The organism is Caulobacter sp. FV1ye6ST (assembly GCF_058681225.1).
Genome location: NZ_CM178733.1, coordinates 2,835,239 through 2,862,172 on the forward strand (window position 1 = coordinate 2,835,239; position 26,934 = coordinate 2,862,172).

Genomic DNA, 26,934 nt, shown 5'->3' on the forward strand with positions numbered 1-26,934 from the left:
TTCCCCGTGGGCTTCAGCGCGTGAAGACCCCGACCAGCTCAATATGGGGCGACCAGACGAACTGGTCCACCGGCAGCACCTTCTCCAGCCGGAAGCCGGCGTCGACCAGGGCGCGGGCGTCCTTGGCGAAGGTGCCGGGGTTGCACGAGACGCTGACCACCTTGGCGACCTTGGACTTGGCGATCTCGACCGTCTGCTCGGCGGCGCCGGCGCGCGGCGGGTCGATGACCACGACGTCGGTCTTGGCCAGCTCGGTGCTCAGCGTCGGGCGTTTCACCAGATCACGCGCCTCGGCGGTGATCGGCTTCAGGCCCGGCGCGGCGCCGATCGCGGCTTTCAAGGCGGCGATGGACGGCGCGCTCACCTCGGCGGCGTAGACCGCGCCGACCTCGGCCAGGCGGAACGTGAAGGTGCCGACACCGCAATAGAGGTCGGCGATCTTTGATGCACCCTGCGCCTGGGCGACGGCGAATTCGACCATGGCGCGCTCGGCGGCCGGCACGGCCTGCAGGAAGCTGCCTGGCGGCAGGGCGACCACGGCGGGACCCAACTTCACCATCGGCTGGCGCGCGCCATAGACGGTCTCGCCCGCCAGGGTGACACGGGCGAAATCGCCCTCGCTGGCCGCCATGGCCGCGCGCATCCGAGCGTCGGCCGACAGCCCGCCGCTCTTGCGCTCGACGCCGGTGACATCGATGTCGAGGCCGGTCGCCGTCAGGGTGACGTGCAGGGTCGGGGCCGATTTCGGATGCTCCAGAAACGGTTCGGCCAACCGCGCCAGGGCCGGAAAAGCCGCCACCAGACGCGGATCGGTGACCGGACATTCGTCGATCGGCACGAGATTCCAGGAGCGCCGTTCCTTGAAGCCCAGCAACGCGCCCTGCCCCTTGGCGCCCTTGCGGGCGTGCAACGCCACGCGGCGGCGCGAGGCCGGCGGCGACGCAAAGGTCGGCAGGATCTCGGCCTCCAGGCCTTCCATCGACAACTGGATACGGATCTGCTCGGCCTTCCAGCCGAGATAGGGCGCGGCCGCCCAGTGCTGCAGGGCGCAGCCGCCGCAATGGCCGAAATACTTGCAGGGCGGCGTCACCCGGTCGGCGCTGGCGGTCAGGATCTCCACGATCTCGCCGCGCGCGCCCTCCATCCGCGCCCGCACGGTTTCGCCCGGCAGGGTTAGAGGCACGAAGGCCGGCTTGCCGTCGTCGAAGCGGGCGAGTCCGTCGCCTTGCGCGCCGATGGCGCTGATCGTCATGTCTTGCATGAAGTGTCCATACCCCAAAATCGGGGCTTGAGCGCGCGCGACGAACGATTTTCGGTGCGGTTCAACGAAGCTGAATATTCCCGTCAGCGATCGTTCATGTTGGCGATGTCACACCTACATCAACGGATGGGCCTCGGCGGCCAGGCGAGAGCCGGACGCCCACAAAAAGACAAGCTCTCTCATGACCATGATCGCCTCAACGAGCAGGACTCCGATGATCAAGACCGTTCTGGGCGTCACCGCCGCCCTCGTCTGTGGCGTGCTGACGCCGCCCCTGGCCTCGGCCCAGGCCTACGGCTCACAGCCGTATGGCGGCGGCGCCTACGGCAACCAGGGCTACTACTACGACCAATGCCAACGCTCGACGGCCAACCGCACTACCGGCGGGGCCCTCACGGGCGGCGCGATTGGCATGGCCCTGGGCAGCGGCATCGCCGCCCGAGGCCACCGCACAGACGGCTCGGTTGTTGGCGGCCTGCTGGGCGCCGTGGTCGGCGGCATGGCCGGCAAGAGCTCCGCGGCCTGCACCCCGGGCAGCAACATCGCCCCGCCGCCGCCTCCCCCGCCGCCGCGCGCCTATAATGACGGCTATGACGACGATTACCGCCCGGTCCCGTACGAGCAGGTCCGTCGCGACGCTCAACGCGACAGCTACTACGAGCAATCGTATGAGCATCGCGACGGCTACCGTGTGAACAACCGCGGCGGCCAGGCCGACGTCAACGGCTGCACCTTGGCCGAGAGCCCGATCTACCTGCCGGACGGCCGCGTCCAGAAGCGCTTCGTGCGCGTCTGCCCTGACGGCAACGGCAAGTATCAGGTCGTCGACTAAGTCCCCAACCTAGCTTGTGTGGAAGACCATCGGCCGCCCCCTAAACGGGGCGGCCGATTTCGTTTCAGGCCTTGGTCGCCCAGACCAGCCGCTCGACCTGGCCGTCGCCGCCCGTGATCGGGCTTTCGGTCAGGCCGTTGACCGTCCAGCCGGAGGCTTCAAGAAATTCCGCGACCTCGCGCTCGCAACGGGCGATGATCTCGGGATCCTTCACCAGCCCGCCCTTACCGACGAAGTCGCGGCCGGCCTCGAACTGGGGCTTGATCAGCGCCACCAGCTCGGCGCCCGGCGCCGCCAGGCCCAGCGCCATCGGCAGGGCCTTTGTCAGGGCGATGAAGCTGACGTCGCTGACCACCAGGGTCGGCGCGGTCGAGATCACCGTCTCGTCCAGCGTCCGGGCGTCGACGCCTGACAGATCGATCACGCGCGGATCGTCCCTCAGCTTGGCGTGCAGCTGATCGCGGCCAACATCGACAGCGAACACCGTTTCCGCCCCGCGCGACAGCAGGACTTCGGTGAACCCGCCCGTGGAGGCGCCGACGTCGAGGGCCACGCGGCCCTCCACGACCACCGGCCACAGGTCCAGCGCGTGGAGCAGCTTCAGCGCCCCGCGTCCGACCCACGGATGGGCGGCTTCGGCGACGATCTCGGCATGCTGGTCCACCGTATCGGCGGGCTTGGTGATCACCTTGCCATTGACGGTGACCAGTCCGGCCTCGACGGCCGCGCGGGCCTTGGCGCGGCTGTCGACGACGCCCCGCTCGACGAGCAACAGATCGATACGCTTGCGGGCCACGCGGCCTCCTCGAAAGTTCAGACCGCCGTCTAGCACAGGGTTGCGGCTAAGGTCTCTTCGGGTTCAACTGAACGCCGATCACCGGCGCGCCAAGACGCCGACCTAGGGGAGAGAAACCGATGCGATTCACTCGTCGCGGCCTGCTGGCCGCATCCGCCGCCATGGCGGCCGCATCTTCAGTGGAGGCAAAGCCCAAATCGATGTCAGCACCCGCGCCCTGGACTCCCGACGCCACCGAGCTGGCTGGCCGCATCCGTCGCAAGGAGGTCAGCGCCGCCGAGGTGGTCGAGGACGCCATTCGCAAGGCCGAAGCCCTGCAGCCCCAGGTCGGCGCGATCGTCACCTCGGATTTCGACCGCGCCCTGGCCAAGGCCAAGGCCGGCCAGCTGACGGGTCCGTTCGCGGGCGTGCCCTTCATGGTCAAGGACCTGGATCCCTATAAGGGCCTGCCAACCCGCAACGGATCGCGTAGCGGCCTGCGCGCCCCGCCCGAGACCACCCAGACGAAATATGTCGACGCCTTCGACGCGGCCGGCTTCGTGGTGATCGGCAAGTCGGCGACGCCGGAGTACGGCTTCCTGCCGACCACCGAGCCGATGGGCTTCCAGCCCACCCGCAATCCCTGGAACACGGCCCGCTCGTCGGGCGGTTCCTCGGGCGGCGCGGCGGCGGCCGTGGCCTCGGGCATGATCCCGATGGCCCACGCCACCGACGGCGGCGGCTCCATCCGCATCCCCGCCAGCAACTGCGGCCTGTTCGGCCTGAAGCCCTCGCGCGGCCGGATGCTGGAAGGGCGCCCCGTCGCGCGCGGGCTCGACATCTCGGTCGCTCACTGCGTCTCGCACAGCGTCCGCGACTCTGCAGCCCTGTTCGCCGCCACTGAACGCACCGGCGCCGACGCGGTGTTCAAGCCGGTGGGCGTGGTCTCTGAACCACTGAAGCGGAAGCTGAAGATCGGCCTGCTCATGGCCACCGGCACGGGCGTGACGCCCGATCCGGAAGTGCAGACCGCCGTCAACAACGCCGCCAAGCTGCTGGAGAGCCTGGGTCACAAGGTCGAGCCGACCGCCTGGCCGATGGACGGCGCCCAGTTCGGCCAGGACTTCACCGTACTGTGGGCCAGCGGCGCGGCCGAACTGGTCGCGGGCATCGGCAAGGCCATCGGCCACAAGCCCGACTCCAGCGTGCTGGAGCCCTTCAGCCTGGGCATGGCCGAACTGGTCGGCCAGCTTCCCGCCGGCGCCCTGCCCGCCGCCATCACGCGGCTGAACGACAATACGAAAGCCTATGACGCCTGGCTGACCAAGTACGACATCATCCTGTCGCCGGTGCTGGGCAAGCCGCCGGTCGAGCTGGGCTATGTCGCCGGCTGGGTTCCGTTCCAGGATCTGCAGGCCCGGCTGACGAGCTATGTCGGCTACACCCCGGTTCAGAACGTCGCCGGCGCGCCGTCGATGAGCGTGCCCCTGCACTGGACGCCGGACGGCCTGCCGGTAGGCGTCCAGTTGGCCGGTCGCGCCGGCGGCGAAGCGCTGCTGTTCCAGCTGGCCTATCAGCTGGAGGAAGCCCAACCCTGGGCGCACCGCAAGCCGCCAGTGAGCCTCTGAACGAACGGTAAGCCTCTAAACGAAAAGGGCCCGCATCAACCGATGCGGGCCCGTTCTGTCTCGCGGCGGACGGCGAGGTCAGCCCTCGACGAACACCTTCTTCAGTTCGTTCTTCATGATCTTGCCATTGGCGTTGCGCGGCAAGGTCTCGTGCCAGAAGACGATCTTCACCGGCACCTTGAAAGCAGCGAGACGATCGGCGACGAAGGCGCGCAGTTCGGCCTCGGTGGCCTCCGCGCCCGACTTCAGGGTGACGACGGCCGCCGGCTCCTCGCCCAGGGTCTTGTGCGGGATGCCGACCAGGGCCGCGTCCATCACCGCCGGGTGGTCGTAGAGACAGTTCTCGACCTCGATGCAGTAGATGTTCTCGCCGCCGCGGATCAGCATGTCCTTGGCGCGGTCGATGATGAAGCAGAAGCCCTCGGCGTCGAGACGCGCCAGGTCGCCCGTGCGCACCCAGCCGTCGACGAAGGTTTCGGCGCTGGCCTCGGGCTTGTTCCAGTAGCCGCGCACGACCTGCGGACCCCGGCACCACAGCTCGCCGACGTCGCCGATCGCCAGCTCGCGATAGGGCTTCTCGACGGTCATGATCTTCAGGTCCGTGACCGGCACGGCGGGACCGCAGCTGTCGGGACGGTTCTCGTAGTCTTCCGCCGAGTTGGAGGTCGCGGTCGCCGAGGTCTCGGTCATGCCCCAGCCATTGCCCGGCGAGGACTTGGGCCAGAGTTCCTTGATCTTGCGCACCAGCTCCGGCGCCGAGGGCGCGCCGCCATAGGCGACGGCCTCCAGCGACGACAGGTCGTAGTTGGGACGCGAGGGATGCTCGATGATCTGCCAGGCGATGGTCGGGACGCCGCCCATCTGGGTCAGCTTCTCGTCCTGGATCAGCTGCATGGCCTTTTCCGGATCCCACTTGCGGATCATGGCCAGCTTGGCCCCGCCGAACAGCGAGGGGTTCAGCACCGCGAAGCAGCCCGTGGCGTGGAAGAACGGCACCGACAGCAGCGAGCCCTTCTGCGGCAGGCTGGGATCGGGCTGGGGCGGCGCCTCGCCACGGCGAAGGAAGGCGCGCGCGCCGGCGGCGGCGGCGGCGAAGATGTTGCTGTTGACGTTGCGATGGGTGCCGATGGCGCCCTTGGGTTTTCCCGTGGTGCCCGAGGTGTAGAAGATCGTCGCGTCGTCGTCGGGCGCGATCGCGACGGTCGGCAGCGGCTTCTCGTCCAGCTTGGCCCAGTCGTTGGCGCCGCCGATCACCCCTTCGAGATGGATGACATAGGGATGGGCGATCTCCTCGGGCGAGCGGCTGACATAGACCCGCTTCAGCTCCGGACAATTGTGTAGGTGTTCGGCCAGGCGCTCGTAGCGCTCGACGTCGACGATGGCGACCTTGGCGCCCGAGTCGACAAGGCCATATTCCAGCTCAGGACCGGTCCACCAAGCGTTCAGCGGCGTGACGATCGCGCCCAGCGACGCGGCCGCGTAGAAAGCCACCGGCCATTCGGGCAGGTTGCGCATGACGATCGCGACCCGGTCGCCCTTCTCGACGCCGAACGCCTGAAGCTCGGCGGCCATGTGGGTCACGGCGCGGTAGAAGGCCTCGAAGCTGACCCGCTCGTCCTCATGCACAAGGAAGATCTTTTCGCCGTGCGCGCGGCCCATCAGCAGCGTGTCGCGCAGGGTCGGGGGAGCGTTCTTCCACACCCGGGTCTTCACGCCCCGGATCTCGATCTCCTCCATCTCGCCGGGCGTCCCGGCCTGGGTGATCAAGGCATAGGCCTGCTGGACGGACATCGCCGGCCACGGAACGGGCTTGGAAGCGGCCTGGGTCATTTTTACTCTCCCGGTATTGGTGTCGCGCCCTGTTTGATCGAGCGCGTTCGACGACCAGAGAGCACAGCCGCCAGCCGGATGCAAACGTCCGTTTGACGCTAGGAGAACATTGATAACCTAGACACCCCACGGATGCCTGGACACTGTGCAGTCGAAGGTCGATGACCTAGCGTCATTTCCCTAGTCCGGAGCGCCGCCTTGGCCGAATCCCTGCTCTTTCCCGATCGGCAATTCGCCGCCTTCCTGTTCGACATGGACGGCACGGTCCTGACCTCGATCGTCGCCAGCGAGCGGGTCTGGGGCGCCTGGGCGCGAAGGCGCGACCTCGATGTCGAGGCGGTGCTGAAATGCATCCACGGCCGGCGGGCGATCGAGACGGTGCGCAGCTTCGACATCCCCGACGTCGACGAAGCGGCCGAGGTCCAGTGGCTGATGGAGGGCGAGATCGCCGATGTCGAGGGCATCGACGCCATCGAGGGCGCGGCCGTCTTCCTGAGCGCCCTGCCCGCCGATCGCTGGGCCGTCGTCACTTCAGCCCCACGCGAACTGGCCAAGGTGCGGCTGGCGGCGGCGGGCCTGCCCCTCCCCGCCGTGCTTGTCACGGCCGAGGACGTCGAGCACGGCAAGCCGGCGCCCGATTGCTTCCTGCTGGCGGCGAAGCGCCTGGGCCATCCGATCGAGGACTGCCTGGTGTTCGAGGACGCCCCGGCGGGCATCGCCGCGGCCGAGGCGGCCGGGGCCAGCATCGTGGTGATCACCGCCACGCACAGCCATCCGCTGGAGACGCCGCATCCGGGCGTCTCCAGCTATGGTCTTCTCAAGTCGACGCCCGAAGGCGCGCTGAGCTTTTAGCCCACCGACTCCAGCCGTGACAGCGCCGCCTCTAGCTTGGCCTTGGCGGCCTCGGCCTCGGCCAGGCGTTCGCGGTTTTCCTCGACGACCTCTTCCTTGGCGCGGGCCAGGAAGTCGGGGTTGCCGAGCTTCTTGTTGACCTTGTCGATCTCGCCGGCGTGGCCGGCGATTTCCTTGGTCAGGCGCGCCTTCTCGGCCGTCAGGTCGATGAAGTCGGCGATCGCCAGGGCGCCGGTCGCCTCGCCCATGACGATCGGCACAGAGCCGGCCGGAGCCGCCTCGGCTTCGCGCACGCTGTCCAGGCGGGCCAGGGTCAGCAGCAGGTCGCGGTGACGGGCCAGACGAGCCTTGGTCTCCGCGCCGGCGCCGATGATGCTGAGCGCCGGCTTGGCCGACGGCGGCACGTTCATCTCGGCGCGGATCGAGCGGATCTCGCCGACCGTCTCGACCAGCCAGCCGATCTCGGCCTCGGCCTCGGCGTCGATCCACTCGGCGGGCAGGTCCGGCCACTGGGCCGAGATCAGCATGCTGTCGCGAGCTGGTCCGAACACAGCGGTCTTCTGCCACAGTTCCTCGGTGATGAACGGCATCACCGGGTGCAGCAGCTTCAGGATCACGTCCAGCGCCCAGGCGGCGGTGGCGCGGGTCTCGGCCTTGGCGGCGGCGTCATCGCCGTTCAGGATCGGCTTGGCCAGCTCCAGGTACCAGTCGCAGAACACGTTCCAGACGAAGCGGTAGAGGGCGCCGGCGGCCTCGTCGAACGCCGGGGCTTCCAGGGCCTTGGTGACCTCGGCCACGGTCTTGACCGTCTCGCCGCGGATCCACTTGTTGATCGGCTGCGCAACGCTTGCCGGATCGAAGCCCTCGATGCGGACACACTCGTTCATCTGGGCGAAGCGCGAGGCGTTCCAAAGCTTGGTGCCGAAGTTGCGATAGCCTTCGATGCGCTGCTTGGAGAGCTTGATGTCGCGCGCCTGGCCCGACATGGCCGTCATGGTGAAGCGCACCGCGTCGCAGCCCAGTTCGTCGATCAGGATCAGCGGATCCATCACGTTGCCCTTGGACTTGCTCATCTTGGCGCCCTTCTCGTCACGGACGAGGGCGTTGATGAACACCTGCTTGAACGGCGCCTCACCCATGAAGTGGATGCCCATCATCATCATCCGAGCGACCCAGAAGAAGATGATGTCGAAGCCGGTGACCAGGGTGCTGGTCGGGTAGAAGCGCGCCAGGTCGGCGGTCTTTTCCGGCCAGCCGAGGGTCGAGAACGGCCACAGGGCCGAGCTGAACCAGGTATCGAGGACGTCTTCGTCCTGGCTCAGTTGGACGTCGGCGCCGAACTGGGCGCGGGCGGCGGCGTAGGCGGCCTCCTCGGTCTCCTCAACGAAGATCGAGCCTTCTGGCCCGAACCAGGCCGGGATGCGGTGACCCCACCAGAGCTGGCGCGAGACGCACCAGGGCTCGATGTTGCGCAGCCATTCGAAGTAGGTCTTTTCCCAGTGCTTGGGTTCGAAGACCGTCTCGCCCTCTTCGACGGCCTTAAGGGCCGGCTGGGCCAGGGTCTTGGCGTCGACGTACCACTGGTCGGTCAGGAAGGGCTCGATGACCACGCCCGAACGGTCGCCGTGCGGGACCATGTGCCTGGTCTTCTCGATCTCCTTCAGCCAGCTCTCTTCTTCGGCGCGGGCGACGATGGCCTTGCGCGCGGCGAAGCGGTCCATGCCGACGAATTCGGCCGGAACCGAGTCGTTCAGCTTGGCCTCGGCGGTCAGGATGTTGATGGCTTCCAGCCCCGCGCGCTTTCCGACCTGGAAGTCGTTGAAATCGTGGGCCGGGGTGATCTTCACAGCGCCCGAGCCCTTGGTCGGGTCGGCATAGTCGTCGGCGACGATCGGGATGCGGCGGCCGACGATCGGCAGGGTGACGAACTTGCCGACCAGGCCCTTGTAGCGTTCGTCGTCAGGGTGAACCGCGACGCCGGTGTCGCCCAGCATGGTTTCCGGACGGGTCGTGGCCACGACGATGTAGTCGCGGGTCTCGAATTCAGTCGCCTTGCCCTCGTCGTCGAAGGCGATCGGGTGCTGGTAGGTGACGCCGTCGGCCAGCGGATAGGCGAAGTGCCAATAGGCGCCGTCGACCTCCTTCTGCTCGACCTCGAGATCGGAGATCGCGGTCTGAAACTGCGGGTCCCAGTTGACCAGGCGCTTGTCGCGGTACAGCAGGTTCTGCTTGTAGAGCTGGACGAACACCTTGCGGACGGCGGCCGACAGGCCCTCGTCCAGGGTGAAGCGCTCACGCGACCAGTCGCAGCTGGCGCCCAGACGGCGCAGCTGGTTGGTGATGGTCCCGCCGCTCTCGGCCTTCCATTCCCAGACCTTGGCCACGAAGGCCTCGCGGCCCATGTCGCGGCGGCCCATATTGCCGGCCGCGGCCAGTTGGCGCTCGACCACCATCTGGGTGGCGATGCCCGCGTGGTCGGTGCCCGGCAGCCACAGGGCGGCCTTGCCGCGCATGCGGTGGAAGCGCGTCAGCACGTCCTGCAGCGTGTTGTTCAGCGCGTGGCCGATGTGCAGGCTGCCGGTGACGTTCGGCGGCGGGATCACGATGACGAACGGCTCTGCGTTCGGATCCTCGCTCGGCTTGAAGGCCCCGGAGGCCTCCCAGGCGGCGTACAGGCGGGGTTCGACGGACTTGGGATCGAAGGTCTTTTCAAGCATGGCGGAGCGGATATGCCATCTGCGGCCCGCGCGGGAAACCGGCGGGCCTGGATTTGTGGGGGAATTCACAACGAAAAAAGGCGGCCGCCGCGGCGACCGCCTCGATTTTTCGAGAATCGAGCGCGCTTAGCCGCGACCGCGAGCGATGCGCTGTACTTCTTCCTCGACCTTGGTCTCGACGATGCGCGGCAGGTTCTGGTCCAGCCACTCCTTGAGCAGCGGGCGCAGCAGCTCGCGCACGACGTCCTCCAGTGTGCGGCCGTCCTTGGGCATCAGCAGGGCCGAGCTCAGGCTGCCGAAGGCGCTGGCGGCCGCCGAGGCGGCGTGGTCGCCGACCAGGTTTTCGGCCATTTCGTCACGGTTGAACGCCGGCGCCGAGGGCGGAGGACTATAGGCCGGCTCGGGCGCGGGCTCCGGCGGCGAATAGACGTCGATGTCGCCGACGGTCTCCAGCGGCGGCAGCTCGGGCTCCGGCTCCGCGATGATCGGATCGGTCAGCTCGAGGATGTCGTCGTCGAACGATTCGGGCTCGGGCTCCGGCGGCGGAGGCGGCGCTGCCTCGGCCGCGGGCTCCGCCGGCGCGTCATCCTCGGAGATGATGCGTCGGATGGAGGCGAGGATCTCCTCCATCGTCGGTTCTTGAGAGCTCTGATCGGACATGTGCGGGGGCCGTCGTAAAGGGTACGAATCCTTGCGCGCCCTAGGACGCGCTTGGCGGCGATGGTGCAGACTTACGCGTGTTAAGCAAGCGCAAGTCCACGCCTGAGCGGAATCGACGCGGGGTTAAGGCTACTTGGAGGCCGCCACGCCGCTGGAGGATGACCTCGTCGAGGGCGCGCCGACCTTGTCGATCGCCTGGACCACCGGCTCCCACGGCACCCAGCCCACGCTGTGCGTCACGCGATTGTAGGAGGCCTTGGGGTCGTAGGCGGTCGTGCCCGTCGACAGCTTGTTGACGTCCAGCTGGCCCATGGCCTGCAGGACGACGGCGCTGGCCACGTATTCGTCGCGACGGGCGCTGACCAAGGCCAGCTCGGCGTTCGACAGTTCCAGCTGGGCGTTCAGCACGTCCAGCGTGGTGCGCAGGCCGACCTGCTGCTCCTGGCGCACGCCCTCGAAGGCGATGCGGGTGGCGCGGACCTGTTCCTCGTTCGACCCCAGCTGGGCGCGCGAGGCCAGCAGATTGCTCCAGGCGTTGGAGACCTGCTGGATCGCCGTGCGCTTGGCGCTTTCCGTGGCGCCGCGGGCGGCGTTCTCGCGCTCGGTGGCGGCGCGGACCTGCGAGGTCGTCAGGCCGCCGGCGAAGATCGGCACCGTGGCGGTGACCGCGCCTGAAACCGTGCGTGAATAGTCGTCGAACTGGCTGCCGACGCCCGATGTGCGGCCGGCGTCGAAGCCGATGCCCGCGCGGGCCGAGATCGTCGGACGATAGCCGGCCTTGGCCACGGCCACGCGGGCGGCGGCGGCCTCTTCGTTGTACCTGGCCGAGGTTACGCCGGGATTGGTCGTCTGAGCGGCTTCGAAGGCCTGGTCGACCGAAGCGGGCAGCAAGCTGGCCAGGGTCGGCTCCGGGGCCAGGTCGCCGGCGGTCTGGCCGACGACGGCGGCGTAACCGGCGCGGCTGACTTCCAGCTGGGCCTGGGCGCCCGAGAGACCGGCCTTGGCGGCGGCCAGGCGCGCCTGCGACTGGGCGACGTCGGTGCGGGTGATCTCGCCCACGTCGAAGCGGGCGTTGGATTCGTCGAGCTGACGCTGCAGGACCGCGACGTTCTCCTTGGCGATGCGCAGGCGTTCCTGGTCGCGGCGGACGTCGACATACGCCTGAACGACGTTGACGAGCACATTCTGTTCGACCGAGCGCAGGCTTTCGCGGGCCGACAGAACGTCGGCCTCGGCGGCGCTGAGCGTCGCGCTGGCGCGGCCGCCGGTGTAGAGCGGCTGGGTCACCGAGACCGTGGCGCTGCTGCCCGAGGACTTGATCGTGGCGCCGGAGCCGGCCGGGTTGACGTTCGCGCCGGTCACGTCGAGCACGGCGCCGACCGTCGGGCGGAAGCCCGACTTGGCCTGCACGACGCCCTCGTCGGTGATGCGGGCGCTGGCGCGCTGCTGCTGCAGCGTCGGATTGGTCTGATAGGCCAGGGCGATCGCGTCGGCCAACGTGTCAGCGTGAGCAGCGGAAAACGCGCCGGCCAGCAGGCTGGCGCAGCAAGCGGCGGCCAGGAGCCCGGCCCGTCGACGGTTCGACATCAAAATTCTATCCCCAATCCCCGCGCAGCGCGCGCTCGCCACAATATGACCGCGTGTAAGTCCAGCCGCCAGAAGCCGCTAGTTAAGCTTTTTTCACGCAGACGTTGCGGCAGGCTATCGCCCAAGGGTGTTTAGAAGCTGAACCCGGTCTCGACCTCGAAACCGGCCAGCATCGGCGGCGAGGCGTCGAAGGCTTGGCGACGGCCAACGCCGTCCTCGGCGCGCAGATAAATAGCCGCCCGGCCGACCGGGCCGGTGCGCTCGACGACGCCCAGGCGGCCGCCAAGGGCCAGGGCGTCCCGCCAGGCCTTCGGAGCCGCCGCGACCGCGCCTTCGCAGATGATCACGTCATAGGAACCGGCCGGCACGGCCGTCAGGTCGTCGCCCTCAAGGCGGGTGACGGCCAGACCCATGGTCTCGAGCACGGTCGCCGCGTAGGGCGCGGCGATGGCCAGGGCCTTTTCGCCTTCGCGGGGCTTGAGCGTCTGCAGCAACTTGCCCAATTCACGGGGGCGCAGCAGCCACCGGCCGGGCGCGTACTCGATGTCGGCGTCGGCATAGGCCAGATAGCCCTTCGAAGCCGGCACGACGCTTTCGCGCGCCACCACCCGCAGGGCGTCCTGCAGCGGCAGGTCAGTGACGTCGGCGGTGCGAATTTGGCTCTCGACCATGTTCAGCCGCGCGGCGGCGAAGTCGGTGCTCATGGAATCCCTCGAAGGACTGGACTTTCGAGCAGGCTTATAGGTCCGCGCCCGGCCGAAACGCAATGCGATCGGAGGCCGCGTCGTCACAGCTATCCTCCTGTGAGCGCCTTAAAAGCGACATAGCCCTCGGAAGACATGGCCGAAAAGATCAAAAGGCGGTCATCAGAACGAATGACGGCGACTGTCACGTAACCTTGATTGATCAGCCTCGCCGTATGGTAAATATGCGGCCATCGAAGGCGCCGCCGTCGATTGGGGAGGAAGCCTGAACACTAGGCTTCGTAGGAAACCGCCATGCTGAGTGCGCCCGTTGTGATCGTGGCGACGATCTGTGCCCTGATCGTGATCTATTTCCTGCCCCGCCTGGCTTCGGTCGGCCGCAAGCTCTATGGCCGCTATCGCCGCCGGCAGCGGAACCAGCGGCTGGAACGCGAACGCCAGGCGCAACCGCAGAAACGCGCTCAACCCCATTGAGGCCGGAAAAGGGCGAGCTGCGGAACCAATAGCGGCGATCGGAACTGATCTGGGGCGGACTCGCGCCGCGTTCCAGTTCCCCCCGTCAAGGTTCGCGCCATGAAGATCGCCCAAGTCACTCCCCTGTACGAGGCTGTTCCGCCGCGCCTCTACGGCGGCACCGAGAGGGTCGTCGCCCACCTGACCGACGCCCTCGTCGATCTCGGCCACGAGGTCACGCTGTTCGCAAGCGCCGAGGCCCAGACCAAGGCCCGGCTGATCGCCGTCCGCGACCAGGCCATTCGGCTCGACCCCGCCCCCCTCAAGTCCGATCTCGCCGCCCACCTGACCCAGCTGGCGGAGGTGCGGGCCCTGGCCGATCAGTTCGACATCGTCCACTTCCATACCGACATGGTGCAGTTCCCGTTCTTCGCCGACCGCGCCAAGAACACACTGACCACCCTGCACGGCCGGCTGGACCTCAAGGACTTGCCCGCCGTCTACAAGCGCTGGCCGCAGTTTCCGCTGGTCTCGATCAGCGACGACCAACGCCGCCCCCTGCCCTTCGCCAACTGGGCCGGCACCGTCCATCACGGCATGAACGCCGACATCTACGCCTTCTCGGAAAAGAGCGAGGGATACCTGGCCTTCCTGGGCCGCATCTCGCCCGAGAAGCGTCCCGACCGCGCCATCAACCTGGCCAGGCGCCTGGGCAAGCGCCTGAAGATCGCCGCCAAGGTCGATCCCGCCGACCGCGCCTACTACGACGAGGTCATCGCGCCGATGATCAAGGACGAGCCGTTGATCGAGTTCGTCGGCGAGATTGGCGACGGCGACAAGTCGGCCTTCCTGGGCGGGGCGGACGCCCTGCTCTTCCCGATCGACTGGCCCGAGCCCTTCGGCCTGGTGATGATCGAGGCCATGGCCTGCGGCACGCCCGTGGTCGCCTATGCCTGCGGATCGGTGCCAGAGGTCATCGAAGACGGCCTTACCGGCTTCATCGTCAACAATGACGACGAGGCCGCCGACGCCATTCTTCGCGCCGAAAAGCTGGATCGAAAGCGTGTCCGCGCGCGTTTCGAGGAACGGTTCTCGTCCGAGGCGATGGCCCGCCGCTACGTCGCCCTTTACGAGCGGCTGTGTGGCGGCGCGGCTGTTTATCCGTCCTTGGTCGATATGGCGGCTAGCGCATGAATTGAAGGAGGGGCCATGGAGAGTCTTGCACCGGCCATGGAGGCGCCGGTCGACTACGGCGTGACGGCGGAGGTCCGCGCGCCGCAAAATCTCTATGCGCTCAAGGATAAGGATACCTTCATCGTCGCCGACGAGTTCGGCGACATCGCCGGCCAGGGCGATGGGCTGTTCCACAACGACACCCGCATCCTGTCGCTCTACCGGCTGACCCTGGGCGGCCGCTTGCCGTCGCTGCTTTCGGCCGCGGTCGCTCACGATAACGTCTTCTTCACCTGCAACAGCACCAACCAGGCCCTGCCCTATCCCGGCGAACGGATGGGGCCTCCCGGCGTGCTGCACATCGAGCGCAAGCGCTTCCTGTGGGGCGAGCGCCTGTTCGAGCGCATTCGCTGCGTCAACTACAGTCGCGACACCGTGCTGTTGCCGATGACCATCGAGTTCGACGCCGACTTCCGCGACATGTTCGAGGTGCGCGGCAGCCATCGCGCCAAGCGGGGGATCAAGCGACCGCCGCACGTCGACGGCCGGAGAGTCGCCTTCAGCTATCTCGGGCTTGACGACGTCGTACGAACCTCATTCATCGCCTTCTCGGACGCGCCCTTCCGCCTCTCGGCCCGCAAGGCCGAGTTCATGTTCTCGCTGCACGCCGAGGGCCAGACCGAGCTCTATATCGAGATCGGCGTCGTCGACGGCCATATTCCCAGCCGGGAGCGATTCCGCGACGCCGCCGCCCGCGCCCGCTGGGACATGCGCGCCCGCCGCCGCCATGGCGCGCGGCTGAACAGCTCCGGTCGCCTGTTCAATGAATGGCTGGGCAAGTCGCGAGCGGATCTCGCCCTGCTGACTACCCGGATGGAGACCGGCCCATACCCCTATGCCGGCATCCCCTGGTTCTCGACCGCCTTCGGGCGCGACGCGATCATCACCGCCTGGCAGATCCTGTGGTTCGAGCCGTCCCTGGCCAAGGGCGTCCTGCGCTATCTGGCCGCCCACCAGGCTCAGGAGCGCTCGACCTTCCGCGACAGCGCGCCCGGCAAGATCATGCACGAGACCCGCAAGGGCGAGATGCCCGCGCTGGGCGAGGTGCCGTTCGGCCGATACTACGGCGGGGTCGACACCACGCCGCTGTTCGTGGCCCTGGCCGGCGCCTACCAGGAGCGGACCGGCGACGACGCCCTGATCGACGAACTGTGGCCGGCGCTCGAAAAGGCCATGCACTGGATCGAGAACGACGGCGATAGCGACGGCGACGGCCTCATCGACTACGCCCGCGGCCAGGATAGCGGCCTCTCCAACCAGGGCTGGAAGGACAGCGAAGACTCCGTCTTCCACACCGACGGTCGATATCCCACGGGCCCGATCGCTCTGGTCGAGGTTCAGGGCTATGCCTTCGCGGCCTATCGCGGGATGGCCCGCCTGGCTGAACGCCGCAACGAAATCGGCCAGGCCGCGCTCTGGAGGCAAAAGGCCGAAACCCTTCGCGAGAAGGTCGAAAAGCTGTTCTGGATGGACGAGCGCGGCTTCTACGGCATCGCCGTCGACGGCCAGGGCCAGTTGTGCCGGACGCTGTCGTCCAATCCGGGCCATCTGCTGTTCTGCGGCCTGCCCTCGCCCGAGCGGGCCCGCAAGGTCAGCGACCAGCTGCTGTCGGCCAGCTTCAACTCCGGCTGGGGCGTGCGGACGCTGGCGACCGGCGAGGCCCGGTTCAATCCGATCAGCTACCACAACGGCTCGGTCTGGCCGCACGATACGGCTCTGTGCGTCATGGGCCTGTCCCGCTACGGCGAGCGCGATGGCGTGGTCAACCTGACGGCGGACCTCTTCGAGACCGCCAGCCGTATGGGCATGCGCCTGCCTGAACTCTTCTGTGGCTTCCCGCGCTCGCCGGGCGAGCCGCCGGTGGCCTATCCGGTCGCCTGCCTGCCCCAGGCCTGGGCGGCGGGCTCGGTGTTCATGATGCTCCAGGCCTGCCTGGGGATCACGATCGACGCCAATCGCGGCGAGATCGTCCTGGTCGACCCGCGCCTGCCGATCGGCATCGACCGCCTCGCCGTCGAACGCCTGCGCGTGGGCGCCCTGACCGTCGACCTGATCTTCGAGCGCCAGGGCGAACGCGTTGCCGTGCGCACGGAAGGTGACGTGCCGTTGATCATCCGATCCAAACCGTCTTGGGATTGAACCCAAGGGCTAAAGCTCAAGCTTTGGAAAGTCTTCGGAGCGCCTCTCGACTTGCAACGGCGGAACTTCGCCGTTCGCAAGTCCGAGAGAGTGGCTCCGCGGGTAGGACTCGAACCTACGACCAGCCGGTTAACAGCCGGCTGCTCTACCACTGAGCTACCGCGGAACAGGTCGCTCTCAAGAAGAGGCCGGTTGATAGCCGCCTCGTCGAGTCGACGCAAGCGGCGAAATCGCTAACGCTTCGATCAAGAAGCGCATGGCGAAAAGCCACCGACGCGACACTATTCAGATGTGGGAAATCTTCGACCGAGCGAGGAAGAAGAGTGGCTCCGCGGGTAGGACTCGAACCTACGACCAGCCGGTTAACAGCCGGCTGCTCTACCACTGAGCTACCGCGGAACAGGTCGCTCTCAAGAAGAGGCCGCGTGATAGCCGCCTCACCGCACCGATGCAAGCACCGAATTTCAAAAAAGCAGCCCGGCTTGTGGCCGGGCTGTTGAAAGTCAGTGATGGTGATGCGCCTTCCAAAGAAGACGCCCCGAAACTCGGACTTTATGGTTAATCAGACCTTAATTTCAGGCGCACCCGCCATTTGGTCGCAGGCGTCGCGCCCCGATCATCCGGGGCGCTTGGGGATCTCCAGGCCGCGCTGGACGGCCGGCCGAGCCAGGCCCGCCTCCAGCCAGCGCGGCACATGCTTCAGCGACGCCCAATCGACCAGTTCGCCCGCTCCGTAGAAGCCCACGAGATTGCGCACCCAGCCCAAGGTGGCGATGTCGGCGATGGTGTAGTCGTCGCCCATGATCCAGGCGCGGGTCGCCAGGCGATCCTCCAGCACACCCAGCAGGCGCTTGCTCTCGGCGACGTAGCGATCGCGCGGCCGCTTGTCCTCGTAGTCCTTGCCGGCGAAGCGGTGGAAGAACCCCAGTTGGCCGAACATCGGGCCGATCGCCGCCATCTGGAACATCACCCACTGCAGGGTCTCGTAGCGCGCCGCCGGATCGGCGGGCAGGAACTTGCCGGTCTTCTCGGCGAGATAGACCAGGATCGCGCCGCTTTCGAACAGGCCCAGCGGCTCGCCCCCGGGGCCGTGCGGATCGATGATCGCCGGGATCTTGCCGTTCGGGTTCAGCGACAGGTATTCCGGCCCCCAGGTCTCGTTGGCGCCGATGTCGATCAGATGCGGCTCATAGGCCAGGCCGGTCTCCTCCAGCATGATCGACACCTTCACCCCGTTGGGCGTCGGCAGCGAATAGAGCTGGATCCGGTCGGGATGCTGGGCCGGCCAGCGCTGAGTGATCTTGAAGGCGGACAGATCCGACATCGGAAACCTCGTTCACAGCGCTCGTAACGGCGCCGGTTGCATTTGGGCGCCGCCGCGCCGGTTTTCCAGAGGCAACTCAAAACGAGGAAGCGATGCTTTGGGCCATTTGACCCGATCGCGAACATCGCTATCCGAGAGCGCGAAACACGCTCGGGGGGGCGAACTTCACCATGACGACCGCCGATGATCACTGGCCGACCACCTTGGAACGCGTGGCGGGGACGCTGGACTTCGACCTCGCGCCCAGCGGCGGCGTGCGCGCCAAGCCGCGCGGCGACATCAGCCAACTGCCGGCCCTGGTGAACCTGGCCGTCCACGCGGCGATCGAACTCGACAAGCGGGTCGCGGCCTCCGACACCAACGCCCCGGTCGACCGCAAGGCCATCCTGGCCCGAAAGGACCTCAGCCGCGCCCTGACGGACGGCGTGGCCTCGATGTTCGTCACCGGCTACGCCACCGCCTATCGCCTGGAGCTGGCCCGCATCCTGTGGACAGGCATCGCCGACGCCCCGCGCCGGCGACTGGAAGAGATGGCCAGGACCCGGGCGTAGAGTCTACCAGGCGCCGGTGTTGGGCATCGAGGCCCAAGGCTCGGCGGCGGGCAGGTTGCCGTCCTGCAGCAGCTCGATCGAGATGCCGTCCGGCGAGCGGACAAAGGCCATGTGACCGTCGCGCGGCGGGCGGTTGATGGTCACGCCCATATCCATCAGGCGCTGGCAGGTCTCGTAGATGTCGTCGACGCGATAGGCCAGGTGGCCGAAGTTGCGACCGCCCGTATACGCTTCGTCGTCCCAATTGTAGGTCAGCTCGACCAGCGGAGCCTTGCGCTCCTTGGCCAGCTCGACGTCCTCGGGCGCGGCCAGGAACACCAGCGTGAAGCGGCCCTTCTCGTTCTCCATCCGGTAGGCTTCCTGGAGGCCCAGGCCGTCGCGATAGAACCGCAGCGAGGCGTCAAGATCGCGGACGCGGACCATGGTGTGCAGATAGCGCAAAGCGAAGCTCCTTCAGAGAAACCGGTGTCGATATAGACCTCGGTCCGCGCCGACGAAATCCACTAAACGGGCTCGCGCTCTCGGGTCTGGCGACGCCATAGGGCGGCGTACTCGCCCCCGGCCTCCAGCAAGCCCTCGTGGCGGCCGCGCTCGACGATCTTGCCCCGGCGCAACACCACGATCTCGTCGGCGTCGGCGATGGTCGACAGCCTGTGGGCCACGACCAGGGTGGTGCGCCCTGCCCTGGCCTTGCGCAGGGTCGCCTGGATCGCCGCCTCGGTGCGGCTGTCCAAGGCGCTGGTGGCCTCGTCCAGGATCAGCACGCGCGGCTCGGCCAGCAGGGCCCGGGCGATGCCGACCCGCTGGCGCTCGCCGCCGGAGAGCTTCAGGCCGCGCTCGCCGACCTTGGTGTCCATGCCCTCGGGCAGGCCGCGGATGAACTCGCCCAGTTCCGCGGCCTCCGCCGCCGCCCAGACCTCGGCCTCGCCGGCGCCGGGCCGCGCGAAGGCGATGTTGGCGGCGAGGGTGTCGTTGAACAAAGCCACGTCCTGCGGGACCAGGGCCACGGCGCGGCGCAGCGAAGCCTGCTTGAGATCGCGCAGGTCGTGGCCGTCCAGGGTGACGCGGCCCTCCTGCGGATCGATCATCCGAAGCGCCAGGCGCACCAGGGTGGTCTTGCCCGCGCCCGACGGCCCGACAATGGCCACCGTGGCGCCCGGCGCGACGGTCAGGGAGACGTCGGACAATCCCTCGGACCGCGCACCATGGCGGAACGAGACGTTCTCGAAGGCCACCGCCCCGCCGCGCTGATCGGCGCAGGGCGGCAGATCCTGGGCGTCGGGCGAGTCGGCGACGTCGGCGGTCTGGCGCCGCAGCTCCAGCATCGCCTCCATGTCGATCAGCGACTGGCGGATCTCGCGATACGCGAAGCCCAGGATGTTCAGCGGGGCGTAGAGGTTGATCAGGATCAGCACGGCGGCGGTCACGTCGCCTGGCCCGATCTTCCCGGCGGCGGCCTGAGCGCCGGCCAGCACGGCCATGCCGCCCAGCCCCACGCTCATCACCGCCGACTGCACGACGTTCAGCAGGTTCAGCGAATTGGTCGACTTGATCTGGGCGTCGCCATAGACGTCCAGCGCCTTGCCGTAGCCCGCCACGGCCCGTGTTTCGCCGCCGAACGACTTGACGGTCTCATAGTTGAGCAGCGCGTCGACCGCCCGGCCGGCGGCCTCGGCGTCGGCCTCGTTCAGCACCCTGCGGTGGCCGATCCGCCAGTCGGAGATGGCGAAGGTCGCATAGCCATAGATCGCCACGGTCAGCAGGGCCACGGCGGCGAACCGCCAGTCGTAGGCCTTGGCCAGGACGATGGCCGCCATGACCAGCTCCACCCCGGTCGGGGCGACGTTGAACACCAGGCCGCGCAGCAGAAAGTCCATCGACCGCGCGCCGCGATCGATCGTTCGCGACAGAGCGCCGGTTCGCTTGGACTGGTGGAAGTCGATCGACAGCGACAGGGCGTGGGCGAAGGTCTCGACCGCCGCGCGATTCTGCGCGGCCTGGGCCACCGGGGTGAAGACCGCGTCGCGCGCCTGGGGCGCGGCGGCGGAGATGAAGCGCACCAGAGCCCAGCCACACGCCAGGCCCGCGAAGGCCCAGGTCACGGACACGACCGCGCTCTGCCCCGCAGAGAGTTGATTGACCGCCTTGCCCAGCATCAGCGGGGCCAGCACGCCCAGCGCCTTGCCGGTGAGGGTCAGCAGCAGGGCGACGGTGACGCGCCAGTGCAGACCCGGAGCCTCGGAGCGCAGCACCAACCGCACGAGGTCGCCCATGGCGCGCCAGAAGCGGACCGGCTGGTCGGCCTTGGCGACCGCGCCGGGGACGGCTGTTCGGCCCGCGGAGGGCGGCCCACCCAGACCCCTCATCGCGAACCACCGATCAGGTAGGTGGTCTGGATGCCGCCGCCCGGCGTCAGCCAGTCGATCCGCCAGCCCGCCGCCGTACGGTCGGCGCGGACAGGGCCGTAGACCAGGGGGGCGGCCGGCGTGATGGCCACGGCGATAGCGGTCTCGCCGCCCTCCCCGGCCACCTGGATATCGTGAACGCCTGGCGTCAGCGCGTCGGTCAGCGAAATGTCGAAACGGCCCTCATCGTCGGTGCGAGCGCCGCCGCGGGTGACACGGTCGACGCGGACGTTCAGCCCCGCGCCCGGGGCGGCGACGCCCGACACCATGGCGCCGCCCTCGCGGTCGACATCGACGGTCAGGATACGTGGCGAACTGGATTCGGCGGCCAGGCGGCGCGCGCCGGCCCCGGCTCTGAGCAGCGCGACCTCGCCGCCGTCGGCGACCATCACATAGCCCTCGGCCTGGACGGTGCGGCCGTCGAGGACGGACGACAGGCCAAACAGGCGCACGCCCGCTTCGTTGGGCACCGTGACGCTCCACTGGCCCAGGGCGTCGACCTTGCCCATCATCACCTCGCCCGTCGGCGAGCCCAGGCGCAGATCGGCGTCCGGCGCGCCCTGGCCCGAGATGACGACGCCGTTGGGGCCGCGCCGCGCCGCCTCCAGGGTCGGCGGGGCCAGATAGCCCGCCTCGGCGCTGTCAGGCTTGTCGGCCGCCGCCTTCGACGCCACCGGCGCGCCGGGCTCGCAGGCCGCCAGCAGCAGAGCAGCCAGGCTCACGCTGAGGACCGGCGACTTGAAAGCCTGGAGACGAATCCTGATCATGCGGCCTTAAATAGGAACGGGCGCGCGAAACCGCGCGCCTTTTTTGTGGAGTGGACGACGATGCCCAACGAGTCTAGCCGCCTGGGGTCCGTCTGCGTCTACTGCGGATCCTCCAACGACGCCGATCCGCGCTACATCACCGACGCCTTCACGATCGGCGAGAGCTTCGCCCGCGCGGGGCTGAAGCTGGTCTATGGCGGCGGCGGCGTGGGCCTGATGGGCGCGACCGCCCGGGGGGCGCACTCCGCCGGCGGGGCGGTGCTGGGCGTCATCCCGACCTTCCTGCGCGGTCGCGAGCAACCGTTCGACGACGTCGAGACCGTGATCGTCGACAACATGCACGAGCGCAAAATGATGATGTACGAGCAGGCGGATTCGTTCGTCGTACTGCCCGGCGGCATCGGCACCCTGGAAGAAATTGTCGAATTGCTATCTTGGCGCCGTTTAGATCTTCACCAGAAGCCGATTGTGTTCCATAACCCCGGCGGTTTCTGGGATCCGTTCTTCGCGCTGATCCGCCACACGATCGAAGCGCGCCTGACCCCGCCCTCGCTGATCGACGCCTGGCGTTCGGTCGAGAAAGCCGAGGACGTCACGCCGGCCCTGCTGGCCTGGAACGAAGAAACCTACCAGATCGGCGCTCCAGCCACGCTTCGCCCATTGACTTAGTTTTCAAAAGAAACGCACTATGGGGTTGAGACACCGTTCGCCGAACGGCGCGCTCGTGCGTCGGAACTCCCATCCGGCGCGGGGATAGGAGACCAAGGATATGCGTACCGCTGTTTTCGCGGGCCTGACGGCCTGCGCCCTGATGTTCGCGGGTTCGGCCAACGCCGCCGACACCCAGAGCGCCTCGCTGAAGCTGAAGACCGCAGCGACCACCGAACAGTTCATCCACGAGGGTTCGGTCTGGCGCTGCAAGGAGGACGCCTGCTCGTCGCTTACCGTGCCGTCGCTGCCGATCGCCCGCGCCTGTCGCCGCCTGGCCGGCCAGGTGGGCGAGCTGACCGCGTTCAGCTATCGCGGCAAGTCGCTGGACGAAGCCGGCCTCGCCGACTGCAACACCGCCGCCAAGAAGAGCTGAGGCCTTCACGGGGCGTTGAAAAGCAAAGGCCTCCGTCGGCGAACCGGCGGAGGCCTTTTTCTTGAGGGTGTGGGACCCGCTACGCGCGTGACAGCCGAAAGTGGGCGCCGGTTTCGGCGACCGTCACGCGCCAACGCTTCAAGCGCTTACTTCCGTCCGGACTTCGTGGACGTCGACTTGGGCGGCTTCGAACTCGGCCGACCTCCGACCAGCATGCCGCCCATCAGGGCGAACGAAAACATGGCGTGGTTCATCTTCGATACATTCATGGCGGCGTCTCCCAGACATTAGCCGTTAGGACCAGGAGACGCGCGCGGCTTACAGGGGTTCTCACCCTCCTAGTCGTCAGCGCGTCGACGACAAAGGTGGCCCCCACAGCAGCATTCGCAAGCGATTTTTATCCGTATAAGGATCATATCAGCGTGCGGACAAACCGCTTTTCGGCGCCTCGGATTTAGTCTTTATACAGATAAATATCGCCCACCTCCTTACGTGCAAAGCCTTTGCGTACAAGGGCTAGCACGGCCAGCCGTTTTTCCAGGATGCGACGCGACGAACAGAGCGGCGCATAAAAAAATCGCCCGCGTCGGCGTGACGCAGGCGATTTTCATCAGTTCGGCCGATCGTCCGTGGGCGTCGCCGCCCGGGGCTTACGCCGCGGCGTCGAACGACAGCGATTCATAGCGCTTCAGGTGGTGATCGACCGAGCCGAACAGGCCCTCGATCAGGCTGGCGCGCTTGAAATAGTGGCCGATGGCCAGCTCGTCGGTCATGCCCATGCCGCCATGGATCTGTATGGCGTTCTGGCCCACGAACTTGCAGGCGCGGCCGATGCGGACCTTCATGGCCGACACGGCCTTGGCGCGCTTCTCGGCGCTCTCGTCGACCTTGATGGTCGCCATGTAGATCATCGACACCGATTGCTCGACCTCGATGAACATGTCGACCATCCGGTGCTGCAGCACCTGGAAGTTGGCGATCGAGGTGCCGAACTGCTTGCGCTGCTTGGCGTAGTCCAACGTGCCTTCATGCAGCTTGCGCAGCACGCCCACGGCCTCGGCGCCGACAGCGGCGGTGGCCTCGTCGATCACCTGGTTGACCAGACCCAGGCCATCCTCGGAGATCAGCGCGTCGGCCGGGACCGAGACGTTCTCGAAATAGACTTCCGAGGCGCGGTTGCCATCGACGGTCGGGTAATCGCGAGTGACGACACCCGGCAGGTTTTTGTCGATCAAGAACACGCCGACGCCACCAGCGTCGCGCTGGGCGCCGCCCGTGCGGGCCGTGACGATCAGGTGCGAGGCGAACGGCGCGCCGACGACCACGGCCTTGTGGCCGTTGAGGACCCAGCCCGAGCCGTCCTTCTTGGCCGTCGTCTTCAGGTCCTGCCAGGTGTAGCGGGCTTGCGGCTCGGCATAGGCGAAAGCGATGGTCGTGGTTCCGCCGACGATGCCCTCGATCACCGAGGCCGCGCCCGCATAGCCCGAGTGCTTCATGAAGCCGCCGCCGATCACCACCGAGCCGAGATAGGGCTCGATGACCAGCGCCTTACCGAACTCCTCCATGATGATCATGTTGTCGACGGCGCCGCCGCCCAGGCCGCCCAGCTCTTCGCTGAACGAGGCGCCCAGGATGCCCAGCTCCTCGGCGAAGGCCTTCCAGTAGTCAGCGCGCCAGCCGCTCTCGGAGGCGACGATCTTGCGGCGGGTCTCGAAGTCGTACTTGTCCTGCAGGAAGCTCGCGACCGTGTCGCGGACCATCGACTGCTCTTCGGTGAAGTTGAAATCCATCCCTGAGTTTCCTCTATTCTTCTGTGACCGTCTCCCCTCCCCCTCGCGGGGAGGGGGGCTTGGTTGAACTCAGAGCCCCAGCACCATCTTGGCGATGATGTTGCGCTGGATCTCGTTGGAGCCGCCGTAGATCGACGTCTTGCGGACGTTGAAATAGGTCGGCGCCGCGCGGTGGGCGAAGTCCGGGCCGATCGGATGGGCGTTGTCGCCGTCCTTCGGGAAGCCCCGGAAGTAAGGCGCGCCGTAGTGGCCGGCGGCCTCCAGCACCAGTTCGGTGATCCGTTGCTGGATCTCGGTGCCCTTGATCTTCAGGACGCTCGACTCCGGACCGGGGCCCTTGCCGGCCGCTTCACCGGCAAGCGTGCGCAGCTCGGTATATTCCAGCGCCGTCAGGTCGATCTCCAGCTCAGCGACCTTGCGCTTGAACATCGGATCCTTGATCAGCGCGTCGCCGTCATCCGAAAGCTCGGCCGAGGCGATCTGACGGATGCGCTCGATGCCGCGCTTGGAGCGCGCGACGCCGGCGATGCCGCTACGCTCGTGGGCCAGTAGGAACTTGGCGCAGGTCCAGCCCTTGTTCTCGTCGTAGATGCGGTTCTCGACCGGCACCTTGACGTTCTCGAGCCAGACCTCGTTGACCTCGTGCTCGCCGCCCAGGGTGATGATCGGCCGCACGGTCACGCCCGGCGACTTCATGTCGATCAGCAGGAACGAGATGCCTTCCTGGATCTTGGCGGTCGGGTCGGTGCGGACCAGGCAGAAGATCCAGTCGCCGTGCTGGGCCAGGGTGGTCCAGGTCTTCTGGCCGTTGACCAGGTAGTATTCCTTGCCGTCGTCGCCGGCGAAGCGCTCGGCCTTGGTCTTGAGGCTGGCCAGGTCCGAACCGGCGCCCGGCTCGCTGTAGCCTTGCGACCACCAGATGTCCCCCGACAGGGTCGGCGGCAGGAAGCGTTCCTTCTGCTCGGGCGTGCCGAACGTGTAGATCACCGGGCCGACCATGTTGATGCCGAACGGCAGGATCGGCACGCAGTCGGCGCGGGCGGTCTCTTCCGACCAGATGTAGCGCTGAACCGAGGTCCAGCCCGGACCGCCGTACTTCTCCGGCCAGGCCGGGGCGACCCAACCCTTCTTGGCGAGGGTGCGATGCCAGGAGAGGAAGTCCTCCTTGGCCATCTCCTCGCCCTCTTCCTGCTTTTCGCGCAGGCCCGCCGGGTAGTTCTCGGCGATAAAGGCGCGCACCTCGTCGCGGAAGGCGAGGTCCTCGGGCGAGAAGTCCAGATTCATGGCGGGCTCCCGTTCAATCGGCCCCTCTGCGGGAGGCCGTTATTGCGTTTCAGGCGCCACGATAGATGTCGAACGAACGTTTGGAAAGATGACGTTAGCGTCAACGGAAGTGAATGTTATCCGCGTTCACCTAAGCCACCCGCGATCCGCTTAGCGGACCTCGCAGGCCAGCTTGACGAGGGCCAGGGCCGAGGCGCCGCCGACCCCTTCCTCGTCCCGCGTATCGAGCTCCAGAAGCGGACGCTTGTCGAGGACTTCGAGCAGTCGGGCGTGACCCTTGGCCGGGCTGACATGGGCGGCCAAACAGTGGTCGATGGCGCCGGGCTCGACGGCGCGGACAATGGCGGCGGCGGCGCAGGCGGCGTAGCCATCCAGCAGAACCGGCACCTTCTGCACGCGGGCGGCCAGGATGGCGCCGACGACCGCGGCGGTCTCGCGGCCGCCCAGCTGGCGCAGGATCTCCAGCGGATCGTCGCCCATGCCTTCGGCCTTGGCGCGCGCCACGGCGACGGCGACGGGCTCGGGATCATCCGACCAGTCCGAGGCCTCGCCGCCGAACAGGGCCAGACACACGGCGGCGGCCGTGCGGGCGGCCTCGGCGACGATGACGCCGGGGATCAGCAAGTCGGGCTGCTTGGCGAGGGCCTCCATGCCGAACGCCATGGTGGCGGCGGCCTCCTTCTCGCTCATCGAGGCCTGGCCGATGAAGTCCGGCGAAGGGCGGTCGATGGCCAGGTCGAAGGCTTCCAGGCCCGCGCCCTGCACGCCAGCCAGGCGCGAGACCGTGGCTCCGCCCGAGGCGATGGCCTCCAGGCGGTCGCGGGCGTAGCCGCGCGGCCCAACACCCTGGCGCGCGCCGGCATAGAGCGCCACGACCGGGCGATTGACGGCCGGCGGGCTCTTGCCGCTCCAGGCGGTCAGCCAGCCGGCGATCTCGGCCAGGCGGCCGCCCTGCTCCAGCGCCGGAGACGGCCCCGGCGCGGGCGGCGAGACGGCGAGCTGTCGGATGTCGGCGAAGGGAGAAGCGGTCATGGTCGCGGACTTAAACCCGTCCACGG

Annotated in this window: 24 protein-coding genes and 2 tRNA genes; 9 read left to right on the forward strand and 17 right to left on the reverse strand. The window is 67.6% G+C overall.

What is annotated here, in order from left to right:
* Positions 1 to 13: 13 nt before the first annotated feature.
* On the reverse strand, positions 14 to 1,261 hold the full coding sequence (locus tag ACW175_RS13810; protein WP_492100626.1) for a class I SAM-dependent RNA methyltransferase: 1,248 nt from the start codon (positions 1,259 to 1,261) through the stop codon (positions 14 to 16).
* Between the two features lie 214 nt (positions 1,262 to 1,475).
* On the opposite strand from ACW175_RS13810, the gene ACW175_RS13815 reads away from it, so the two are divergent.
* The gene (locus ACW175_RS13815) at positions 1,476 to 2,093 is read left to right on the forward strand and encodes a hypothetical protein (RefSeq protein WP_492100627.1); all 618 of its coding nucleotides are present in this window, start codon (positions 1,476 to 1,478) and stop codon (positions 2,091 to 2,093) included.
* Positions 2,094 to 2,157: 64 nt separating this feature from the next.
* Here the strand turns inward: ACW175_RS13815 and ACW175_RS13820 are convergent, their stop codons facing one another.
* The gene (locus ACW175_RS13820; RefSeq protein ID WP_492100628.1) at positions 2,158 to 2,889 is read right to left on the reverse strand and encodes a TlyA family RNA methyltransferase; all 732 of its coding nucleotides are present in this window, start codon (positions 2,887 to 2,889) and stop codon (positions 2,158 to 2,160) included.
* A 119-nt stretch (positions 2,890 to 3,008) separates the two neighbouring features.
* Here ACW175_RS13820 and ACW175_RS13825 point away from each other — a divergent pair, with 119 nt between their 5' ends.
* Positions 3,009 to 4,496 (forward strand): amidase, encoded by a 1,488-nt coding sequence (locus ACW175_RS13825; protein WP_492100629.1) that lies wholly within the window; start codon positions 3,009 to 3,011, stop codon positions 4,494 to 4,496.
* Positions 4,497 to 4,574: 78 nt separating this feature from the next.
* Here ACW175_RS13825 and ACW175_RS13830 read toward each other — a convergent pair whose 3' ends face one another.
* Positions 4,575 to 6,326 (reverse strand): class I adenylate-forming enzyme family protein, encoded by a 1,752-nt coding sequence (locus ACW175_RS13830; RefSeq protein WP_492100630.1) that lies wholly within the window; start codon positions 6,324 to 6,326, stop codon positions 4,575 to 4,577.
* A gap of 198 nt (positions 6,327 to 6,524) precedes the next feature.
* On the opposite strand from ACW175_RS13830, the gene ACW175_RS13835 reads away from it, so the two are divergent.
* The gene (locus tag ACW175_RS13835) at positions 6,525 to 7,178 is read left to right on the forward strand and encodes an HAD-IA family hydrolase (RefSeq protein ID WP_492100631.1); all 654 of its coding nucleotides are present in this window, start codon (positions 6,525 to 6,527) and stop codon (positions 7,176 to 7,178) included.
* Here the strand turns inward: ACW175_RS13835 and ACW175_RS13840 are convergent.
* From ACW175_RS13840 to ACW175_RS13855, 4 genes are all read right to left on the reverse strand, one after another.
* Positions 7,175 to 9,895 carry a valine--tRNA ligase gene (locus ACW175_RS13840; RefSeq protein ID WP_492100632.1) on the reverse strand — a complete coding sequence of 907 codons (2,721 nt, stop codon included), beginning with the start codon at positions 9,893 to 9,895 and terminating at the stop codon, positions 7,175 to 7,177. The genes ACW175_RS13835 and ACW175_RS13840 overlap by 4 nt on opposite strands.
* A 126-nt stretch (positions 9,896 to 10,021) precedes the next feature.
* Complete coding sequence (gene popZ / locus ACW175_RS13845) at positions 10,022 to 10,555, reverse strand: pole-organizing protein PopZ (protein ID WP_492100633.1); 534 nt, start codon at positions 10,553 to 10,555, stop codon at positions 10,022 to 10,024.
* Between the two features lie 129 nt (positions 10,556 to 10,684).
* The gene (locus ACW175_RS13850) at positions 10,685 to 12,148 is read right to left on the reverse strand and encodes a TolC family outer membrane protein (RefSeq protein WP_492104965.1); all 1,464 of its coding nucleotides are present in this window, start codon (positions 12,146 to 12,148) and stop codon (positions 10,685 to 10,687) included.
* 125 nt (positions 12,149 to 12,273) lie between these two features.
* Positions 12,274 to 12,846, reverse strand: a complete 573-nt coding sequence (locus tag ACW175_RS13855; RefSeq protein ID WP_492100634.1) for a protein-L-isoaspartate O-methyltransferase family protein — start codon at positions 12,844 to 12,846, stop codon at positions 12,274 to 12,276.
* 294 nt (positions 12,847 to 13,140) lie between these two features.
* Between ACW175_RS13855 and ACW175_RS13860 the strand changes: the two genes are divergently transcribed.
* The 3 genes from ACW175_RS13860 to ACW175_RS13870 all read left to right on the forward strand — a co-directional run bounded on the left by ACW175_RS13860 (position 13,141) and on the right by ACW175_RS13870 (position 16,671).
* Positions 13,141 to 13,320 (forward strand): hypothetical protein, encoded by a 180-nt coding sequence (locus tag ACW175_RS13860; protein ID WP_492100635.1) that lies wholly within the window; start codon positions 13,141 to 13,143, stop codon positions 13,318 to 13,320.
* A gap of 99 nt (positions 13,321 to 13,419) precedes the next feature.
* Positions 13,420 to 14,493, forward strand: coding sequence for a glycosyltransferase family 4 protein (locus tag ACW175_RS13865; protein WP_492100636.1), 1,074 nt, complete (start codon positions 13,420 to 13,422; stop codon positions 14,491 to 14,493).
* Positions 14,494 to 14,508: 15 nt separating this feature from the next.
* Positions 14,509 to 16,671, forward strand: coding sequence for an amylo-alpha-1,6-glucosidase (locus ACW175_RS13870; protein ID WP_492100637.1), 2,163 nt, complete (start codon positions 14,509 to 14,511; stop codon positions 16,669 to 16,671).
* A gap of 91 nt (positions 16,672 to 16,762) precedes the next feature.
* On the opposite strand, the gene ACW175_RS13875 is transcribed toward ACW175_RS13870, so the two are convergent.
* From ACW175_RS13875 to ACW175_RS13885, 3 genes are all read right to left on the reverse strand, one after another.
* A tRNA-Asn gene (locus tag ACW175_RS13875) sits at positions 16,763 to 16,837 on the reverse strand.
* A 158-nt stretch (positions 16,838 to 16,995) separates the two neighbouring features.
* Positions 16,996 to 17,070: transfer RNA gene (locus tag ACW175_RS13880), tRNA-Asn, on the reverse strand.
* A gap of 217 nt (positions 17,071 to 17,287) precedes the next feature.
* Positions 17,288 to 17,995 (reverse strand): glutathione S-transferase N-terminal domain-containing protein, encoded by a 708-nt coding sequence (locus tag ACW175_RS13885; RefSeq protein ID WP_492100638.1) that lies wholly within the window; start codon positions 17,993 to 17,995, stop codon positions 17,288 to 17,290.
* 170 nt (positions 17,996 to 18,165) lie between these two features.
* On the opposite strand from ACW175_RS13885, the gene ACW175_RS13890 reads away from it, so the two are divergent.
* The gene (locus ACW175_RS13890; RefSeq protein WP_492100639.1) at positions 18,166 to 18,546 is read left to right on the forward strand and encodes a hypothetical protein; all 381 of its coding nucleotides are present in this window, start codon (positions 18,166 to 18,168) and stop codon (positions 18,544 to 18,546) included.
* 3 nt (positions 18,547 to 18,549) lie between these two features.
* On the opposite strand, the gene ACW175_RS13895 is transcribed toward ACW175_RS13890, so the two are convergent.
* From ACW175_RS13895 to ACW175_RS13905, 3 genes are all read right to left on the reverse strand, one after another.
* Positions 18,550 to 18,987, reverse strand: coding sequence for a VOC family protein (locus ACW175_RS13895; RefSeq protein ID WP_492100640.1), 438 nt, complete (start codon positions 18,985 to 18,987; stop codon positions 18,550 to 18,552).
* 62 nt (positions 18,988 to 19,049) lie between these two features.
* Positions 19,050 to 20,978: an ABCB family ABC transporter ATP-binding protein/permease gene (locus ACW175_RS13900; protein ID WP_492104966.1), complete on the reverse strand. Its 1,929-nt coding sequence runs from the start codon at positions 20,976 to 20,978 to the stop codon at positions 19,050 to 19,052.
* Positions 20,909 to 21,718, reverse strand: a complete 810-nt coding sequence (locus tag ACW175_RS13905; RefSeq protein ID WP_492100641.1) for a hypothetical protein — start codon at positions 21,716 to 21,718, stop codon at positions 20,909 to 20,911. The genes ACW175_RS13900 and ACW175_RS13905 overlap by 70 nt, the downstream gene beginning before the upstream one ends.
* Before the next feature lie 60 nt (positions 21,719 to 21,778).
* On the opposite strand from ACW175_RS13905, the gene ACW175_RS13910 reads away from it, so the two are divergent.
* Entirely contained in the window at positions 21,779 to 22,387 is a 609-nt protein-coding gene (locus ACW175_RS13910; RefSeq protein WP_492100642.1) for an LOG family protein, read from the forward strand.
* Between the two features lie 100 nt (positions 22,388 to 22,487).
* Positions 22,488 to 22,802 (forward strand): DUF8200 family protein, encoded by a 315-nt coding sequence (locus ACW175_RS13915; protein WP_492100643.1) that lies wholly within the window; start codon positions 22,488 to 22,490, stop codon positions 22,800 to 22,802.
* Between the two features lie 146 nt (positions 22,803 to 22,948).
* Here ACW175_RS13915 and ACW175_RS13920 read toward each other — a convergent pair whose 3' ends face one another.
* From ACW175_RS13920 to ACW175_RS13935, 4 genes are all read right to left on the reverse strand, one after another.
* Positions 22,949 to 23,086 carry a hypothetical protein gene (locus ACW175_RS13920; protein WP_492104967.1) on the reverse strand — a complete coding sequence of 46 codons (138 nt, stop codon included), beginning with the start codon at positions 23,084 to 23,086 and terminating at the stop codon, positions 22,949 to 22,951.
* A 366-nt stretch (positions 23,087 to 23,452) separates the two neighbouring features.
* A complete protein-coding gene (locus ACW175_RS13925; RefSeq protein WP_492100644.1) occupies positions 23,453 to 24,592 on the reverse strand; it encodes an acyl-CoA dehydrogenase family protein in 1,140 nt (379 codons plus the stop codon).
* Positions 24,593 to 24,661: 69 nt separating this feature from the next.
* Positions 24,662 to 25,876, reverse strand: a complete 1,215-nt coding sequence (locus tag ACW175_RS13930) for an acyl-CoA dehydrogenase family protein (RefSeq protein ID WP_492100645.1) — start codon at positions 25,874 to 25,876, stop codon at positions 24,662 to 24,664.
* A 150-nt stretch (positions 25,877 to 26,026) separates the two neighbouring features.
* Complete coding sequence (locus tag ACW175_RS13935; protein WP_492100646.1) at positions 26,027 to 26,908, reverse strand: nicotinate-nucleotide--dimethylbenzimidazole phosphoribosyltransferase; 882 nt, start codon at positions 26,906 to 26,908, stop codon at positions 26,027 to 26,029.
* Positions 26,909 to 26,934: the final 26 nt, after the last annotated feature.